The organism is Neisseria sicca, assembly GCF_014054945.1.
Taxonomy (GTDB): Bacteria; Pseudomonadota; Gammaproteobacteria; order Burkholderiales; family Neisseriaceae; genus Neisseria; species Neisseria sicca.
In genome coordinates this window covers 92,206-108,955 of sequence record NZ_CP059566.1, presented here as the reverse complement: position 1 = coordinate 108,955, position 16,750 = coordinate 92,206, and the positions used below count along the sequence as shown (strand labels likewise).

At 51.9% G+C, this 16,750-nt stretch carries 18 protein-coding genes; 13 read left to right on the top strand and 5 right to left on the bottom strand.

The window, feature by feature from the left end; all coding sequences use genetic code 11:
* The first annotated feature begins 212 nt into the window (after window positions 1-212).
* A complete protein-coding gene (gene tehB / locus H3L95_RS00570) occupies window positions 213-1,070 on the top strand; it encodes an SAM-dependent methyltransferase TehB (protein ID WP_040667822.1) in 858 nt (285 codons plus the stop codon).
* Window positions 1,071-1,437: 367 nt separating this feature from the next.
* Here the strand turns inward: tehB and lolA are convergent, their stop codons facing one another.
* A complete protein-coding gene (lolA, locus tag H3L95_RS00565) occupies window positions 1,438-2,061 on the bottom strand; it encodes an outer membrane lipoprotein periplasmic chaperone LolA (protein ID WP_003755137.1) in 624 nt (207 codons plus the stop codon).
* Between the two features lie 304 nt (window positions 2,062-2,365).
* Between lolA and H3L95_RS00560 the strand changes: the two genes are divergently transcribed.
* From H3L95_RS00560 to H3L95_RS00550, 3 genes are read left to right on the top strand one after another with little or no spacing between them, the layout of a single operon-like run.
* The gene (locus tag H3L95_RS00560) at window positions 2,366-3,193 is read left to right on the top strand and encodes a ferritin-like domain-containing protein (RefSeq protein ID WP_003755135.1); all 828 of its coding nucleotides are present in this window, start codon (window positions 2,366-2,368) and stop codon (window positions 3,191-3,193) included.
* 45 nt (window positions 3,194-3,238) lie between these two features.
* Window positions 3,239-4,201: a cation diffusion facilitator family transporter gene (locus tag H3L95_RS00555; RefSeq protein WP_003755134.1), complete on the top strand. Its 963-nt coding sequence runs from the start codon at window positions 3,239-3,241 to the stop codon at window positions 4,199-4,201.
* Between the two features lie 60 nt (window positions 4,202-4,261).
* Window positions 4,262-4,909: an HAD family hydrolase gene (locus H3L95_RS00550; RefSeq protein ID WP_003755132.1), complete on the top strand. Its 648-nt coding sequence runs from the start codon at window positions 4,262-4,264 to the stop codon at window positions 4,907-4,909.
* A gap of 156 nt (window positions 4,910-5,065) precedes the next feature.
* On the opposite strand, the gene trmA is transcribed toward H3L95_RS00550, so the two are convergent.
* Window positions 5,066-6,148, bottom strand: a complete 1,083-nt coding sequence (gene trmA, locus H3L95_RS00540; protein ID WP_003755129.1) for a tRNA (uridine(54)-C5)-methyltransferase TrmA — start codon at window positions 6,146-6,148, stop codon at window positions 5,066-5,068.
* Window positions 6,149-6,462: 314 nt separating this feature from the next.
* On the opposite strand from trmA, the gene H3L95_RS00535 reads away from it, so the two are divergent.
* Window positions 6,463-6,945 (top strand): hypothetical protein, encoded by a 483-nt coding sequence (locus H3L95_RS00535; RefSeq protein ID WP_003755128.1) that lies wholly within the window; start codon window positions 6,463-6,465, stop codon window positions 6,943-6,945.
* A 225-nt stretch (window positions 6,946-7,170) separates the two neighbouring features.
* On the opposite strand, the gene H3L95_RS00530 is transcribed toward H3L95_RS00535, so the two are convergent.
* Complete coding sequence (locus tag H3L95_RS00530; protein WP_040667820.1) at window positions 7,171-7,485, bottom strand: porin; 315 nt, start codon at window positions 7,483-7,485, stop codon at window positions 7,171-7,173.
* A gap of 170 nt (window positions 7,486-7,655) precedes the next feature.
* On the opposite strand from H3L95_RS00530, the gene H3L95_RS00525 reads away from it, so the two are divergent.
* The 5 genes from H3L95_RS00525 (at window position 7,656) to H3L95_RS00505 (ending at window position 10,451) form a co-directional block, all read left to right on the top strand.
* On the top strand, window positions 7,656-7,826 hold the full coding sequence (locus H3L95_RS00525; RefSeq protein WP_003755123.1) for a hypothetical protein: 171 nt from the start codon (window positions 7,656-7,658) through the stop codon (window positions 7,824-7,826).
* Window positions 7,823-8,359: an isochorismatase family protein gene (locus tag H3L95_RS00520; RefSeq protein ID WP_003755122.1), complete on the top strand. Its 537-nt coding sequence runs from the start codon at window positions 7,823-7,825 to the stop codon at window positions 8,357-8,359. Before H3L95_RS00525 ends, H3L95_RS00520 begins: the two co-directional genes overlap by 4 nt.
* 18 nt (window positions 8,360-8,377) lie before the next feature.
* Complete coding sequence (locus tag H3L95_RS00515; protein ID WP_003755120.1) at window positions 8,378-8,878, top strand: GNAT family N-acetyltransferase; 501 nt, start codon at window positions 8,378-8,380, stop codon at window positions 8,876-8,878.
* A 54-nt stretch (window positions 8,879-8,932) separates the two neighbouring features.
* Window positions 8,933-9,403 (top strand): YchJ family protein, encoded by a 471-nt coding sequence (locus tag H3L95_RS00510; protein ID WP_003755118.1) that lies wholly within the window; start codon window positions 8,933-8,935, stop codon window positions 9,401-9,403.
* Window positions 9,404-9,581: 178 nt separating this feature from the next.
* Window positions 9,582-10,451, top strand: coding sequence for a lipid A biosynthesis lauroyl acyltransferase (locus H3L95_RS00505; protein ID WP_003755116.1), 870 nt, complete (start codon window positions 9,582-9,584; stop codon window positions 10,449-10,451).
* 1,044 nt (window positions 10,452-11,495) lie between these two features.
* On the opposite strand, the gene secB is transcribed toward H3L95_RS00505, so the two are convergent.
* On the bottom strand, window positions 11,496-11,930 hold the full coding sequence (gene secB / locus H3L95_RS00500; RefSeq protein ID WP_003755109.1) for a protein-export chaperone SecB: 435 nt from the start codon (window positions 11,928-11,930) through the stop codon (window positions 11,496-11,498).
* A 25-nt stretch (window positions 11,931-11,955) separates the two neighbouring features.
* A complete protein-coding gene (gene grxC / locus H3L95_RS00495; RefSeq protein WP_003741129.1) occupies window positions 11,956-12,213 on the bottom strand; it encodes a glutaredoxin 3 in 258 nt (85 codons plus the stop codon).
* 487 nt (window positions 12,214-12,700) lie between these two features.
* Between grxC and H3L95_RS00490 the strand changes: the two genes are divergently transcribed.
* The 3 genes from H3L95_RS00490 to H3L95_RS00480 all read left to right on the top strand — a co-directional run bounded on the left by H3L95_RS00490 (window position 12,701) and on the right by H3L95_RS00480 (window position 16,689).
* A complete protein-coding gene (locus H3L95_RS00490) occupies window positions 12,701-14,194 on the top strand; it encodes an Rne/Rng family ribonuclease (RefSeq protein WP_003755105.1) in 1,494 nt (497 codons plus the stop codon).
* Window positions 14,195-14,451: 257 nt separating this feature from the next.
* Window positions 14,452-15,123 carry a response regulator gene (locus H3L95_RS00485; RefSeq protein WP_003755102.1) on the top strand — a complete coding sequence of 224 codons (672 nt, stop codon included), beginning with the start codon at window positions 14,452-14,454 and terminating at the stop codon, window positions 15,121-15,123.
* A gap of 231 nt (window positions 15,124-15,354) precedes the next feature.
* Window positions 15,355-16,689, top strand: coding sequence for an ATP-binding protein (locus H3L95_RS00480; RefSeq protein ID WP_003755100.1), 1,335 nt, complete (start codon window positions 15,355-15,357; stop codon window positions 16,687-16,689).
* Window positions 16,690-16,750: the final 61 nt, after the last annotated feature.

The following is a 16,750-nucleotide window of genomic DNA, read 5'->3' as shown; positions in this document are numbered from 1 at the left end:
CCGCGAAAAACCAAATTCTTGAAAACAAATCCGACGGTCTGCCATCCTCGCCTGAAAATCAGGTTAGACGGGCAGCACACAAACTGAAAATAAGCAGTTTGCAGCAACCCGATTCTTCAAATGCGTCAGCAGGCAAACCGATAATTCAATGCCCTGATCAAAACAGGCATATAATATGCACCTTATCAAAAACAGATTGGAAGGAACCGACGATGGATGGACAAATGGCGCTTTTTTGCTATCAGGAACTGCCGGTTTGGCAGGCAGACGAGATTCCCGACGCGCTGCGGGTGGGTCATGCGTTTGACGAAGGGGAATGGGCTTGCCTGAACGTGTTGCAAGGTCGTCTGAAATTAACGGAAGCTGATAATGCTTCTGTCGAGCTGACTGCCGAAGACGGCGATCACATGATCGCGCCGCAGCAACAGTTTACGGTCGAGCCTTTGACGGACGACACGGAAATCAAACTCTCGCTTTATTGCGCAGCAAAAGATTATTTCAATAAGAAATACGGCATGAGCGCGACCCATTCGGCGGTAGTGGCGGCTGAAAATATCGTTCCTGCGGGCAAGGCTTTGGATATGGGCTGCGGTCAGGGGCGTAATGCGCTGTTTTTAGGTTTGAAAGGATTTGACGTAACCGCCGTGGACAACAATCCGCAGGCGGTGCAAAACGTCAACGAGTTGGCGCGCATCGAGGGCTTGGACGTGCGGGCGGTGGAATATGATTTGAATGCCGCCAACCTTCAAGATCATTTCGACTATATCGTGGCGACCGTTGTGTTTATGTTCCTGTATCCGCGTTTCATGCCGCAAGTGATTGCCGATATGCAGGCACACACCAACCCGGACGGCTACAACCTGATCGTTTCGGCGATGGACACTGAAGACTTCCCCTGCCCTATGCCTTTCCCGTTTAAATTTAAAGAAGGCGAGTTGCGCGAATACTACCGCGACTGGGAGATTGCCGAATACAAAGAGGAACTCGGCGCCATGCATGCGAAAGATGCGGCGGGCAATCCGATACAGTTTAAGTTTGTTACCATGTTGGCGAAAAAGCCTGAAGTATAGTGGATTAAATTTAAATCAGGACAAGGCGACGAAGCTGCAGACAGCACAGATAGTACGGAACCGATTCACTTGGTGCTTCAGCACCTTAGAGAATCGTTCTCTTTGAGCTAAGGCGAGGCAACTCCGTACTGGTTTAAAGTTAATCCACTATATAAACGAACGGGGTCGTCTGAAATATTTTCAGACGACCTTTTGGTATCCGCTTTGTTACGACGCTTTGAACTTTTCCTACCTGCCATCCGACCGGCAACCTCAAATCCGGATTGTGTCGGCTAGAGGCGTTTTCCACTCAAACACGCATCACCGACAACTTCAAAAACAAAAGGTCGTCTGAAACCTTTCAGACGACCTTTTTATGATCAAACAATCAGTTGCTCAACACATCCACACCTTTGGGCGGGGTGAACTTGAATGCGCCGCGCGAGAGGTTGGGCTTGGTGTTCAAGCCGCCGAAGCTGATGGAGGTTTGGTTGCCGAAGCTGTCTTTCAGCTGCATGGCGGCGAGGTTGTCGCCTTTGAAACCGATGCGGATGTATTGGTAGCCGGCGTTGTTTTTCTTAGGTGTTGCCAAGACGTAGTCGATGCCGTTGGACGAACCGTCTTCTTTGAGGGAGTAGCTGCTGTCAAGGGCGTTTTTGTTGGAAAGGATGGCGGCGGGGCTGTCGCCGATGGTTTGGTCTTGGGCGGACTTGGTCACTTGTGCCAAATCAACGTCGTAGAGCCAAATGGTTTGACCGTCGCCTACGATGGTTTGTTTGTAGGGTTTGGTGTATTCCCATTTGAAGAGGCCCGGACGCAGGATTTTGAACGTGCCGTGTGCGGTTTGGGTTTTCTTTTTGCCTTGGACGGTTTGGGTGAAGCTGCCGCTGATACCGTCGGCGTCGTTGTTGAATTTCTTGAGTGCATCCACTGCGCCTGCCTGTGCGAAACCGATGGTCGCGGTCAGGGCGGAAGCGGTGAGGAATTTGAACAGGTTGTGTTGTTTCATCATTATTTTTCCTTGTTGGAAGGGGTGTGGCGCCCAGTATCGATGTTACAAAATAACAATGCAAGCCGCTTATGGGCGGTTTACATTTTGCAAACAGTGTTTCCCGAGGGCTAATTTTTTGAAGCTGCGGGATTTTTTCCTGCGGAAAAGACAATCGGGTTTCACAATTCTTTAATGTATGCCGACTGTGCAAACTGTGGTATTTAATGGTTTTTGACGCGCAACGCCAAATTGTAAAGATTATATTCCTTATATTGTTTTTTTTAAACGCTATAATGTTTGTTTTCCGAAAAACGGCGGACTTGGAATGAAACCTGATATTTATGCCTTGCTGGAACTTGCCCTGCTTTCAGACGACCCCGATGAAAAAGGACGGCTGACGGACGAGGCGTTTGCCGCCGTTCAGAACATGGACGGTGCTGAAGCAAACGCTGCGCCGCTGGACTTCCGCCACGCAGGAAGGCCGCCAAAGCCTGTTTTGGTCGCGCCGTCGCAACTGACGCCGCGCAAGATGAACACGGTCGAAGGCTATGCGGCGATGCTGCACGCGATTGCGCATATCGAGTTCAACGCCATCAATCTGGCTTTGGACGCGGCATACCGTTTCCGCACGCTGCCGTTTCAGTTTGTGCGTGACTGGGTACGGGTGGCGAAGGAAGAGGTGTACCACTTCCGCCTGATGCGCGAAAGGCTGCGCGCTTTCGGCTTCGATTACGGCGATTTCGAGGCGCACAACCATTTGTGGGACATGGCGTATAAAACCGCCTACGACCCGCTGTTGCGTATGGCGTTGGTGCCGCGCGTGTTGGAGGCGCGCGGGCTGGACGTTACGCCGGGGATACGCGCGAAGGTGGAACAGCGCGGCGATTCGGAAACCTGCGGCGTGTTGGACATCATTTACCGCGACGAAGTGGGCCATGTCGCTATCGGCAACCATTGGTATCAACACCTCTGCCGCGAACGCGGTTTGGAACCTGTCGCCTTGTTCCGCAGTCTGATTGCCCGTTACGATATGTTTATCTTCCGCGGCTATGTGAACATCGAAGCGCGCGAAAAAGCAGGCTTCAGCCGCTTCGAATTGGATATGTTGGAAGATTTCGAGCAGGGTTTGAAACAAGGCAAAAAGGTCGTCTGAAAACCCCGAATCCGGATTTTCAGACGACCTCTATTGAGGAACGTTATGTCGACTCACCATCACGAACACCATCATCACGCACACGCCCACACGCATACCGCCAACAAAAAAGTATTGCGCGTGTCGTTCATCATCATCGCCGCCTTTATGCTGCTGGAGGCGTTCGGCGGCTGGCTGACCCACTCGCTCGCACTGCTTTCCGACGCAGGGCATATGTTCAGCGACGCATTTTCCTTAGGCGTGGCGTTGTGGGCGTTCAAACTCGGCGAAAAAGAAACCACGCTGCAAAAGACCTTCGGCTACAAACGTTTCGAAATCCTCACCGCCATGTTTAACGGCTTGTCGCTGGTGGTTATCGCCGTGCTGATTTTCTACGAAGCCGTCAAACGCCTGCTTTATCCGCCCGAAATCGCCACGCTGGGGATGCTCGTCATCAGCGTCGTCGGCCTGCTGGTCAACATCGGCGTGGCTGTTTACATGCTGAAAAACAGCGACACCGAAGCCAACGTCAACATGCGCGGCGCGTATCTGCACGTTTTAAGCGACCTTCTTGGCTCGGTCGGCGCGATTGCCGCCGCCGTACTCATGATGGCGTTCGGCTGGAAATGGGCGGATCCGCTCGCTAGCGTGTTCGTGGCCGCGTTGGTCGGACGCAGCGGCTGGAGCCTGCTCAAGCAAACGCTGCACATCCTCATGGAAGGCGCGCCTGAAAACATCCACACCGACGACCTGCTCGCCGTCATCCGCAATACCGACGGCGTCAAATCCGTCCACGACTTACACGTCTGGACGATTACCAGCAATATCAACGTATTATCCTGCCACATCGTCGTGGACGGCAGCATGACCGTTGCCGAATCCGAGCAAATCGCCTACCGCATCGAACACGAGTTGTCCCACAAAAACATCGGACACTGCACCATCCAAATCGAAAGCGAACACCACCCGCATCCCGACAGCGTCTTGTGTGCCAACGAAACCGACAGCACGCACCATCACCACCACTAAACCCAAAGGTCGTCTGAAATCCTTTTCAGACGACCCCATCGAAAAACCAAAGGAAAACATATGATACAAGCCGTATTGTTCGACCTCGACGGCACGCTCGCCGACACCGCCCTAGACCTCGGCGGCGCACTCAACACCGTATTGCGCCGCCACAACCTGCCCGAAAAAAGCATCGCGGAAATCCGCCCGTATGCCAGCCACGGCGTAGCCGGCCTGTTGAAAATCGGCGTCGGCATGACTGCCGAACATCCTGATTTCGCAGCATGGCGGCAAGAGTGCCTTGAAGCATACAGCCTTTGCTATGCCGATAAAACCACGCTGTTCGACGGCGTGAACGAAATGATTGCCGAACTCGACAGACGCGGTATCAAATGGGGCATCATCACCAACAAACCCATGCGCTTCACCGACAAACTCGTCCCCAAACTCGGCTTCGTCATCCCGCCCGCCGTCGTCGTCAGCGGCGACACCTGCGGCGAATCCAAACCCAGCGTCAAACCCATGCTGTATGCGTGCGAACAAATCCATGCCGATCCGCAACACACGGTTTACGTCGGCGACGCCGAACGCGACATGCAGGCCGGACGCAACGCGGGCATGAAAACCGTACTTGCCGATTGGGGCTATATCGCCGCCGAAGACCAAACCGAAACTTGGCCGTTCGACCACCGCATCGCATCGCCTTCGGATTTGCTCAAGATTCTATAGTGGATTAACTTTAAACCAGTACGGCGTTGCCTCGCCTTGCCGTACTATCTGTACTGTCTGCGGCTTCGTCGCCTTGTCCTGATTTAAATTTAATCCACTATATAAAACGAAAGGTCGTCTGAAAACTTTCAGACGACCTTCTTCAAATCCGCTTCTTTATTTCTTCTTCAAATAAACGCCGCTTTCGATATGGTGCGTAAACGGGAACTGGTCAAACAGGGCGGCGCGTTTGACGGCGTGGGTTCGGCAGAGGGTGTCGAGGTTAGCACGCAGGGTTTCGAGATTGCAGGAAATATAAATGATGTTGTCAAACTGCGAAACCAGCTTAAGGGTTTCTTCATCGACGCCGGCGCGGGGCGGGTCGACAAAAATGGCGGAAAAACCATAATCTTTCAGCGAGATGCCCTGCTCTTGCAGGCGGCGGAATTCGCGGCTTTGCGTATAGGCTTCGGTAAATTCTTCGGCGGAGAGGCGGGCGATTTTGATGTTGTCCCGCCGGTTGGCTTCGATGTTCCACTGTGCGGCATAAACGGAAGTTTTGGACACTTCGGTCGCTAAAACCTGACGGAAATGCTGTGAGAGCGGCAAGGTGAAATTGCCGTTGCCGCAGTAGAGTTCGAGCAGGTCGCCGCTCAGGTTTTGCGCGACATCGCACGCCCAACCGAGCATTTTTTCGCACACGCGGGCGTTGGGCTGGGTGAAACTGCCTTCGACTTGGCGGTAGCGGAAGGTTTTGCCGTTTACGTTCAGCTCTTCGGTTATATAGTCTTGAGTCAAAACAATTTTCTGCCCCCTACTCCGACCGATGATATGGATGCCCAATTCACGCGCCAAGGTTTCGGCGGCACGCTGCCACGCTTCGCCCAGTTTTTTGTGGTAAATCATGGTAACGAGCATCTCGCCGCTCAGTGCAGACAGAAATTCTACGGCATACCAACGGTTTTTGAGTTCGGGATTTTGTGCAGCGGCTTCGATGAGCTTGGGCATCAAGGCATTGATGGACTCGGAGGCGGCGGGAAATTGGTCGCAACGTATCAGGCTTGCGCCGCTTGCTTTCTGCCCGCGCTCGAACATGGCGTAAAACATTTCGCCGCCTTCGTGCCAGATGCGGAATTCGGCGCGCATCCGATAATGCTGTTCGGGAGATTCGAAGACTTCGATTTCAGGGAAATCGAGACCTTGGAAAAGCTGTTGCAAGTATTGGATTTTTTGGTCGAGCTGTTGCGTATAAGCGGTCATGTCAGATTAATCTAATAAAAACAATCAGCGCATTATAATATAGTTCAAAGAGCAGATTACGGCACTGCGCCAAAAACAGCAAACCCACCGCCCCAATACCCCATAAATGCCTTCTCAAGCAGTTTCAAAAAATTTTGGAAGTCACTCGGGCAGCCGTTATTTTTTCTGATCTACAAGCAAAAAAGCATACCTAAATTTCAGCAAAACTTCCGGCCCGGCATTCCATCGATTTACCCATTCAATCTATATTGATTAAGTAAAAATAACATTATAGAATATTCACTCTTTTTAACATTTCATCTCGGGTATCCATCATGTTTGCCAAACGCTTCCTCATTGCCGCCTTCTTATCCGCTTCCGCATTCGCCGGTGCCGATGTTCATATTGATGAAAGCATCCCCTATCGCGATAAAGAAGAGATTGATAACCGCATCGTATCCGAGTGTTTAGAAATCGGCAGCATCATGTCCGAATCCTTGCAGGAAAGCGCGACAAAAAGCGGGGTGACCGTCGTTCGCGACGGCCTGAAACAAGACACTTACGCAGACATCGCCATCACTTCCGCCATGAGCGCAGGCAATGCCTTTGTGGGACACGCCAAGGGCTTGGCTGTTTCTGTGACTTTGTATATTGACGGCAAACAAGTCAAAAAAACCACATTATCCCGCAATTCTATGGGCGGCATGTTTGGCGGTTTTAAAGGTTCTTGTTCCGTCCTGAACCGGACGGCCAAAGCTTTGGGTACGGATTTGGCCAAATGGATTATCCAAGAACAAAAAACCGCTCAGGCTAAATAAAGCGTTTAATCAAAAGATTGGTTTGCAAGCTCCGCTTCTGCCGTCAAAACCAGTGATAGCGGGGTATCGGTCAAACACAGTACCAATCTTCCCATTGCAAGTCAGTGCGAATACAAACGCGCTCCTAAATATAGACAAAAAGGTCGTCTGAAAACATCCGCCCCCATGCGAAACGTTTTCAGACGACCTGTTGCTTATCTTAACCGGGATAGAACCTTATTTCTTTTAACGCCCGAAGCCGATATAAGTTTCTCCGCTGCCTTGGTTGCGGCTGCGCCAAGTGTCTTTGACACCGGTTTTCGAACCCAAGGGCGTATCTTGTTCGATCTGCCACAATACATCATTGCTGCCGCCGATAGGATGCGAACCGCGCATACCGACATAGCTGCCCATGTCGCTTACGCCGTTATTGGAAATTCTGTGGCTGCCGTATTGGGTGCTGGAAGCTTCCACTCCGGCTTTCAAATCGCCGTAAAAATGAACTTCCGCCGCAGCAAACGCAGGCAGTGCGAGTAAAGACAAAATCAGAATTTTCTTCATTATGAAATGCTCCTTATATGACATCCCTTCTGCACAAGCAGGCGGGAAGGGTTAGTGCAAGGCGAATTCTACCGTCCTAAAAGTTTGTGTTTGAATTAAGAAAGAAAATTCATGCAAAGGGTCGTCTGAAAAATGTGAAATCAGATTCAAACTTCCCATGCCGACCGCACATGCTTTTAATGGCAGATGCGCGTCAAACCGAAGCCGCGCCTCGCCATCCGGAGCTTTACCATCCTGCGCAAAATGAAAACGCGCCCATCAAAACCGCAGCCATTACAGACACACCGGCTTTCGCTATAATGGAATACACCCTCCACTTGGCGCGAAAGGAATATTTATGAATCCCGAAAACACCCTGTGTCTGATTATCGACATCCAAGAACGCCTCCTCCCCGCCCTGCACGACAAAGACGATATGTTGCACCACAGCCGTATCCTGATACAGGGGCTTCACGCCTTAGGCGTCCCGTTTGCCGTGACCGAGCAATATCCGAAAGGCTTAGGCAAAACGGTTCCCGCCGTCTCGCTGCTGCTGCCCGAAACTACGCCTTTTATCGAAAAAACCCGTTTCTCCGCCTTCCCCCCCGAAACGCACGCGATTCTGACGCAGGCAGCCGTTCAAAACATCATCTTAATCGGTGCAGAAACCCATATTTGTATGTTGCAAACCGTATTGGATTTGCGCTTGGAAGGTTTCAATGTTTACGTCCCCTTTGAATGCACGACATCCCGTTCCCCCGCAAACAAAGAAAACGGTCTGGCGCAAATGCGCGAAGCCCGCGCCACCGTTTCCAATGTGGAAAGCATTTTGTTCCAATTGTTGGGCGACGCGCGCCACCCCACCTTCAAAACCGTTTCCAAACTGATTCAATAGCCTGTTAAGGTCGTCTGAATGCAATACACCATCACCGAAGCCGCCAAAACCGACTTGCCCGACATTGTCGAGATTTACAACAGCACCATAGCCGCCCGCCAATCCACTGCAGACCTGACGCCTGTCAGCATTGCCGAACGCGAACCATGGTTCGACGCGCACGGCGGCAAGCGGCCTCTGTATGTATTGAAAAATCACGAAGGTACGGTTTTGGCGTGGTGCAGCCTCAGCGACTACTACCCGCGTCATGCCTATCACATTAGCGCAGAAATCAGCCTCTATGTCCGCCATGACGCGCGCGGTATCGGCGTAGGCAAAATCCTGCTGCAAAATGTGCTCGAACGCGCACCGTCCTTGGGCATTAAAAACATATTGGCAGTCATCTTCGGACACAACTACCCCAGCCTGCACCTATTTCACCAGTTCGGCTTTACGGAATGGGGGCGATTGCCCGCCGTATGCGACTTAGGAACGCAGCAAGCCGATGTTGTCATCTTAGGCAAAAAATTAGTCGATTGAATCCCCGACAGCCAAACCGCAAACCTTTCCAAACACTACCCGCCCCAAACCAAAATGACCGCTCCCCAAACCTGCCCCTGCTCTTCAGGACAAACCTACAACGACTGTTGCGCCCCGTTCCACCGTCACGAAAGCCTGCCGCAAACCGCCGAACAGCTGATGCGCTCCAGATACAGCGCCTATGTTTTGCACGATATCGCCTATATCGTTGAAACGACTGTCCCATCCCAACAACACCTGCTCGACCAAGCCGATATGCTGGCATGGAGTCAGACGACCCATTGGCTGGGTTTGGAAGTCATACAACACGCCAATGTCGGCAAACAACATGCCCAAGTCGAATTCAAAGCCTATTTTCAAGACGGTCAGGAAACAGCGTGCCATCATGAATTATCCGCCTTCGTCAAAATCGACAACCGCTGGTATTTCATCGACCCGACCACGCCCTTACCCGGCATGAAACAAGACTGCATCTGCGGTTCGCACAAAAAATTCAAAGCCTGCTGCGGCCGTTTTTTCAAATAACAAACCCTGCCCATCCGCAGGCAAATTTGAAACCATGCCCGCAGACAGACCGCGTCTCCTGAAAACACCGGTTTCAAAAATGCCGCCAATCCTTCCCTCTTCCCCACCTCAATCCGCCTGAAAAACAGCCCTTTCCGTTATAATTCCCTTTTTCCCGCCCCATTCCTCAACAGCCGCCATGAAAGCCGCCTTTTTCCTCCTCTACCTCATTCAGCTCCTGCCCTTCAAGGCCATACACAAAATCGCCGACGCAGTGGGCATCCTTGCCTATTACGCCGTCAAACCGCGCCGCAAAGTCGGCGAGACCAACCTCAGAAAATGCTTTCCCGAATGGAGCGAAGACAAGCGCAAAGCCGTGCTCAAACGCCATTTTCAACACATGGCGAAGCTGATGCTCGAATACGGCCTGTATTGGTACGCGCCTGCCGAAAGGCTGCGCAAACTCGTGCATTATCAAGACAAACACCATCTTGATGACGCACTCGCGGCGGGCGAAAAAGTCATCCTGCTTTATCCGCATTTCACCGCATTTGAAATGGCGGTTTACACCCTCAATCAGGACGTGCCGCTGACCAGCATGTATTCGCACCAAAAAAACAAAGCGTTGGACGAACAAATCCTCAAAGGCCGCCACCGCTACAACAACGTCTTCCTCATCGGCCGCACCGAAGGCCTGCGCGCGATTATCAAGCAACTGCGCAAAAGCGACGCCCCCTTCCTTTATCTGCCCGACCAAGATTTCGGCCGCAACGACTCCATCTTCGTCAACTTCTTCGGCATCCCCACCGCCACGATTACAGGCTTAAGCCGCATCGCCGGCATGACGAAAGCCAAAGTCATCCCCGCCATCCCCACGCGCAATGCCGACAACACCGTTACGCTGCGTTTCTATCCGGCATGGGAAAACTTCCCTTCAGACAACGTTGTAGCCGACACCCAACGCATGAACGACTTTATCGAAGCGCAGGCAAGGGAAAATCCCGAGCAGTATTTCTGGCTGCACAAACGCTTCAAAACCCGTCCCGAAGGCGAACAGGGATTGTATTGAATTACATACAGTTACAACAAAAAGCAAAGCTCGTCATATTCGGGCTTTTATCATTTCTATTAAATCGAAAATTAACAACGATAGTAACAAATCTTCAATTGAGAATTTTTCACATTAACTCTTTGGATAAAATGGATATTCAGCCCCATTAAACGGGAAACAGAGGAAAAAACCGGCGTATTTCCCGTAAAACATAAATATGATGCAAAATTTTGATTAACATATTAAATTTAATTTGATTTAAAATCAAAGCGTTATAAAATAACATTTTTAAAAAATCAATTGCACCAACCATCCTTTGAAGAATATAATGCCAAATTTATAAAAATATAATTTTAATATTTATAAAAATTTAAAATTAATAGAATTATATTTTGTATTTTTTATAAATATTGGAATATTATAAATATATATTTTACATAAAAAAATAATGTGAACCACTTGGCAAACCCAAAATTTTCGCGTAAATTTCGTTACATCAAATTACAGCCGTACCGGCAAGATTTGATACTCCGGTTTCCTACTGCAAGCTTCCAGCTTGCAAGTGGATGTTTCGAGACTCACTCCCTCGGAACAAAAGTTTACCCGCACGGAGTTGAGCCGTGCAGGTAAAGCCGCAGGCGAAAGCCTGTATTGTTTGTGAAGCGTAAATCTCTGATTTGAGGTATTGGGGCAATCCTGTGGGGGATTGCCTCCTTTTTTTGTTCATCCGCTTCATCACACCCACAAGGGTTTACGGTGAACAAAACAGAAAATGCCCATCAACCGCCCCACTCCGCCTCAAACGCAAATATAGTGGATTAACTTTAAATCAGGACAAGGCGACGAAGCCGCAGACAGTACAGATAGTACGGAACCGATTCACTTGGTGCTTCAGCACCTTAGAGAATCGTTCTCTTTGAGCTAAGACGAGGCAACGCCGTACTGATTTAAAGTTAATCCACTATAACGGGCAAACAAAGTATCGTGTTATTGGAATCCGCCATACAAAAAGGTCGTCTGAAACATTTTTCAGACGACCTTTTGACAAACAGGGAACGCGGATTATGCGTTGCCTTCTTGTTGTTGCTGGTACATGGCTTCGAAGTTGATCGGAGCGAGCAGTACGGGCGGGAAACCGGCACGGGTTACGCTGGTGGAAATGGCTTCGCGTGCGTAAGGGAAGAGGATGTTCGGGCAGGCTACGCCTAAGAGCAGTTGAACGTCTTCTTCAGGGATGTTTTCCAGACGGAAGATGCCGCTTTGGGTCACTTCGTTGAGGAACATGGTGCGTTCGGCGTTGAGTTTGGCGGTTACGGTAACGGTTACGTCAACGTTGTAGTAGCCGTCTTCCAGCTTCTCGCTGTTGGTGGAAACGCGCATATCGACTTCAGGCTCGCCTTGTTCCAAAAAGATTTGGGGGGCGTTGGGCACTTCCAAAGACAGGTCTTTGACGAACAGGCGTTCGATGCTGAATACGGGTTGCAATTCTTCGCTCATTTTGTTTTCCTAGTTGGGTTTAAAGTTACGGGTTTAATAAAGAATCCAGCCTGCCTTCGCGGTGCAGGCCGTACAAATCGGTAAAACCGCCGACGTGGGTATCGCCGATGAAAATTTGCGGTATGCTGCGCTGCCCGGAAAGCTGCTGCATTTCGGCAAAGGCTTCGGGGCTGCGATCGACGCGGATTTCGTTGATTTCGGCGACGCCCAGCGAATGCAGCAGCTTTTTAGCCATGGTGCAGTAGGGGCAGAACGCGCCTGTGTACATCGTAACGGTTTGCATGATTGTTTTCAGAGTTCTAATGGGGTTCACTATATGGGCATATGGTTTATTTTACAATACTTGAAATCGGCTATTTTGCCTGAATCTTTGTTTTCGGGGCGTGAGGGCTGCCTGCCGCCCATGTGCCAAAACGCCGTTTTTAAAGTATGATAAACGGCAATCCGAACCGCTTTTGCCATTTATAGTGGATTAAATTTAAATCAGGACAAGGCAACGAAGCCGCAGACAGTACAGATAGTACGGAACCGATTCACTTGGTGCTTCAGCACCTTAGAGAATCGTTCTCTTTGAGCTAAGGCGAGGCAACGCCGTACTGGTTTAAAGTTAATCCACTATATTTTCCACAAAACCGACGGCAAGCGGGTGGTAGATTAAATTTGAGTCAGAACAGCAACACAATCAGCCGATTATTTCCGGGTTTGGGCAACATCAGTCTGGTTCAAATTTAATCTACTATATTTCTTATTAAAAATCAGGAACTAAAACCATGCTTTCAGGAATCCCCATCCCGAAGGACGCCATCCGTCCGCCCGAAACCGTGCTCGTCAACATTACGCCGCAGGAAACGCGCGTGGCAGTGTTGGAAGAAAACAATATCTGCGAGCTGCATATAGAGCGCAACAGCGGCCATAGTCTGGTCGGCAATATTTATCTGGGCGTGGTGCGCCGCGTGTTGCCCGGAATGCAGAGCGCGTTTATCGACATCGGTTTGGAACGCGCTGCGTTTCTGCACATCGTCGATGTCCTCGAACAACGCCGCAACCCCGACGAAACCCAGCGCATCGAACACATGCTGTTTGAAGGGCAGTCGGTTTTGGTGCAAGTCATCAAAGACCCGATTAACACCAAAGGTGCGCGCCTTTCCACTCAAATCTCGCTGGCCGGGCGTTTCCTCGTCCACCTTCCGCAGGAAGACCACATCGGTATTTCCCAGCGCATCGAAGACGATGCCGAACGCCACAGCCTGCGCGAACGCCTGACCAACCTGCTGCCCGAAGACGCGTGCCACGGCTATATCATCCGCACCAACGCCGAAAACGCGACCGACGAGCAGCTTCTATCCGACATCCACTACCTGACCAAAGTTTGGGAACACATTCAAGAACAAGCAAAAATCCAGCCGCCGGAAACCCTGCTTTATCAGGATTTGCCTTTGAGCCTGCGCGTATTGCGCGACATGTTCAGCCTCGACACGCAAAAAATCCTGGTCGATTCAACCGAAAACCACCGCCGCATGACCCGCTTCGCCGAGCAATATGTTCACGGCGCATTGGGCAGGATAGAGTTGTTCAAAGGCGAACGCCCGCTATTTGAAACCCACAACGTCGAGCAGGAAATCAGCCGCGCCCTGCAACCGCGCGTCAACCTCAACTTCGGCAGCTACCTGATCATCGAGTCCACCGAAGCCATGACCACGATAGACGTAAACACCGGCGGCTTCGTCGGCGCGCGCAACTTCGACGAAACCATCTTCCGCACCAACCTCGAAGCCTGCCACACCATCGCCCGCGAATTACGGTTGCGCAACCTTGGCGGCATCATCATCATCGACTTCATCGACATGGCGCAGGAAGCGCACCGCGAAGCCGTGTTGCAAGAGCTTGCCAAAGCCCTCGCCTTCGACCGCACCCGCGTTACCCTCAACGGTTTCACCAGCTTGGGTTTGGTCGAGCTGACCCGCAAACGCTCGCGCGAAAACCTCAGCCAAATCCTCTGCGAACCCTGCCCCTCCTGCCAAGGCAGGGGTCGTCTGAAAACGCCGCAGACCATCTGCTACGAAATCCAGCGCGAAATCGTCCGCGAAGCCCGCCGTTACGACGTGCAGTCCTTCCGCATTCTTGCTGCGCCCAACGTCATCGACCTCTTCCTCGACGAAGAATCACAATCGCTGGCGATGCTCATCGACTTTATCGGCAAACCGATTTCGCTGGCAGTCGAAACTGCTTACACGCAGGAACAGTACGATATTGTGTTGCTGTAAAGACAAAAGGTCGTCTGAAAACGGAATCGGGGTTTTCAGACGACCTTTTGGCAAAATCGGCAGACCATTCAAACGCAGTATTCCTTTAGAAGAAAATGTCCACCATACCCGGCAGAACCCACGCCGAAGGAAACCCAATCAAGTACGGAAAAGCAACAAAAGGTCGTCTGAAAACCAGCCGCCCCTTTCAGACGACCTCCCGCTAAACCCTTCCTAATTTTCCCCTGCTATCCTTCCCGCTGATTAAGGAGAACACCATGCGCGTATTGCTTGCAGAAGACGACAATATGATTGCCCAAGCCATAGCCGCCAACCTCAAAGACAGCGGCTATGCCGTCGACTGGGTCAAAAACGGCAGCCAAGTTTCTACCGCCCTTCAGGCGCAGAACTACGACTTGCTGCTGCTCGACCTCGGCCTGCCCGGCAAAGACGGGTTGGACGTCCTCACCCAAATCCGACACGAAGGCAGCCAAACCCCCGTCCTCATCGTTACCGCCCGCGACGACCTCCACAGCCGCCTCAACGGACTGGACGGCGGCGCCGACGACTACATCGTCAAACCCTTCGACATGGCGGAGCTGCAAGCCCGTATGCGCGCCGTCCTGCGCCGCCACAGCGGCCACAGCCAAACCCTGCTGACCAACGGCGCGCTCACCCTCAACCCTGCCACCTACCAAGTCGAAGTCAAAGGAGAAAACAAACCCGTCCTCCTGAGCAACAAAGAATTTGCCGTCCTTCAAGCGCTCATGATGCGCCCCGGCATCATCCTCTCCCGCAGCGACCTTGAAGACAAAATCTACGGCTGGGGCGAAGAAGTCGAGAGCAACGCCGTCGATTTCCTCATCCACGCCCTACGGAAAAAGCTCGGCAAAGAACACATCCAAAACGTACGCGGCGTAGGCTGGCTGGTTGCCAAAGAGGTCGTCTGAAACCCCAATCCGCGCATCCATGCCCGCCCATGCCATAATCAATATAGTGGATTAACTTTAAATCAGGACAAGGCGACGAAGCCGCAGACAGTACAGATAGTACGGAACCGATTCACTTGGTGCTTCAGCACCTTAGAGAATCGTTCTCTTTGAGCTAAGGCGAGGCAACGCCGTACTGCTTTAAAGTTAATCCACTATAACAAAACCTAAAACAGCCTTACCAAACACACTATGCATCACTTTATCCAGACCCTCAAACAATCCCTGCAAGTCCGTATCAGCATCGCCCTGATACTGATGTTCCTGCCTTTGTCCATCATCGCGGGCGCATTCTCCTATTACCAAACCTACCATGAAGCCGAAGAGCTTCAGGACGACCTGTTGCGCCAAACCGCCGCCTACATCAACCCCAAAACCACCGACTACACACAAATAGGCAGAGAAAACCACATCCTCATCCAAACCTTCGGACAAGAAGACACCGTCCCCCTGTCCGACACACTCGGCGAAGGATTCCACACCATCAAAGGCAGCGTTGATGACGACGACGATGACGATGATGACGACGAATACCGCGCCTACATCCGCCAAACCCCGCAAGGCAAAATCGCCGTACTCCAAGAAACCGAATACCGCGACGACCTCGCCGCCACCGCCGCCTACCAAAGCGTCCTCCCGCTGCTCATCGCCCTGCCCCTCATGATCCTGCTGACCGTGTGGATCACCTACCGCGCCATGCGCCCCGTCAAAACCCTTTCCGCCTCACTCGGCAAACGCCGTTCAGACGACCTCTCGCCGCTGGACGGAGAAGGCGTGCCCAGCGAAATACAAGGCTTCGTTACCGCCATCAACCAACTGCTGCAACGCACAGGCGAAAACATCCGCCGCCAGCAACGCTTCATCGCCGATGCCGCCCACGAACTGCGCAGCCCACTGACCGCCCTCTCCCTTCAGGCAGAACGGCTCACCAAGCTGCCCCAATCGGACGAAGCCCGCGAACAGACCGGACTCATCCTCCAAAGCATACAGCGCAACCGCCACCTGCTCGAGCAGCTCCTGACCCACGCCCGCGCCCAAGGCTCCGAAACCCAACGCAACCTGACCGATATCAGCCTGCAAACCCAGTTCCGCCGTGTGCTACAAGAACTCATGCCCCTCGCCCTTAACAAACAGCAAGACATCGGTGTCGCCGTCGAAAACGACCTGCGCATCCGAGCCGACGACACCGAAATCTACACCCTCATCAAAACCTTCACCGACAACGCCATCCGCTACACCCCTGCAGGCGGCCGCATCGATATAGGTTTCAGCGAGACCCCGACCACCCTCACCATCTGGGTGGAAGACGACGGCCCCGGCATCCCCTCCGCCGAACGCAGCCGCGTAACCGACGCCTTCTACCGCATACTCGGCACGGAACAGCAAGGCACAGGACTCGGACTCTCCATCGCCGACGCCATCGCCAAACGCTACGGCGGCAAACTCATCCTCGCCGACAGCCGCAACTTCGCCCATGGCCTGCTGATACAGGCGGAACTCAACAAACAACTGCTGCAAGCAGACTAAGCAAACAAAAAGGTCGTCTGAAACCACAAATCAGGGTTTCAGACGACCTTTTTCTATGTTC

Bases quoted from the DNA above. Each gene is read 5' to 3' on its own strand.
- H3L95_RS00530 (WP_040667820.1), bottom strand. From the start codon at position 7,485: ATGAAGAAAATTCTGATTTTGTCTTTACTCGCACTGCCTGCGTTTGCT.
- lolA (WP_003755137.1), bottom strand. From the start codon at position 2,061: ATGATGAAACAACACAACCTGTTCAAATTCCTCACCGCTTCCGCCCTG.
- H3L95_RS00555 (WP_003755134.1), top strand. From the start codon at position 3,239: ATGTCGACTCACCATCACGAACACCATCATCACGCACACGCCCACACG.
- H3L95_RS00480 (WP_003755100.1), top strand. From the start codon at position 15,355: ATGCATCACTTTATCCAGACCCTCAAACAATCCCTGCAAGTCCGTATC.
- H3L95_RS00485 (WP_003755102.1), top strand. From the start codon at position 14,452: ATGCGCGTATTGCTTGCAGAAGACGACAATATGATTGCCCAAGCCATA.
- secB (WP_003755109.1), bottom strand. From the start codon at position 11,930: ATGAGCGAAGAATTGCAACCCGTATTCAGCATCGAACGCCTGTTCGTC.
- H3L95_RS00490 (WP_003755105.1), top strand. From the start codon at position 12,701: ATGCTTTCAGGAATCCCCATCCCGAAGGACGCCATCCGTCCGCCCGAA.
- H3L95_RS00505 (WP_003755116.1), top strand. From the start codon at position 9,582: ATGAAAGCCGCCTTTTTCCTCCTCTACCTCATTCAGCTCCTGCCCTTC.
- H3L95_RS00520 (WP_003755122.1), top strand. From the start codon at position 7,823: ATGAATCCCGAAAACACCCTGTGTCTGATTATCGACATCCAAGAACGC.
- tehB (WP_040667822.1), top strand. From the start codon at position 213: ATGGATGGACAAATGGCGCTTTTTTGCTATCAGGAACTGCCGGTTTGG.
- H3L95_RS00550 (WP_003755132.1), top strand. From the start codon at position 4,262: ATGATACAAGCCGTATTGTTCGACCTCGACGGCACGCTCGCCGACACC.
- H3L95_RS00535 (WP_003755128.1), top strand. From the start codon at position 6,463: ATGTTTGCCAAACGCTTCCTCATTGCCGCCTTCTTATCCGCTTCCGCA.
- H3L95_RS00510 (WP_003755118.1), top strand. From the start codon at position 8,933: ATGACCGCTCCCCAAACCTGCCCCTGCTCTTCAGGACAAACCTACAAC.
- grxC (WP_003741129.1), bottom strand. From the start codon at position 12,213: ATGCAAACCGTTACGATGTACACAGGCGCGTTCTGCCCCTACTGCACC.
- H3L95_RS00515 (WP_003755120.1), top strand. From the start codon at position 8,378: ATGCAATACACCATCACCGAAGCCGCCAAAACCGACTTGCCCGACATT.
- H3L95_RS00560 (WP_003755135.1), top strand. From the start codon at position 2,366: ATGAAACCTGATATTTATGCCTTGCTGGAACTTGCCCTGCTTTCAGAC.
- trmA (WP_003755129.1), bottom strand. From the start codon at position 6,148: ATGACCGCTTATACGCAACAGCTCGACCAAAAAATCCAATACTTGCAA.
- H3L95_RS00525 (WP_003755123.1), top strand. From the start codon at position 7,656: ATGCTTTTAATGGCAGATGCGCGTCAAACCGAAGCCGCGCCTCGCCAT.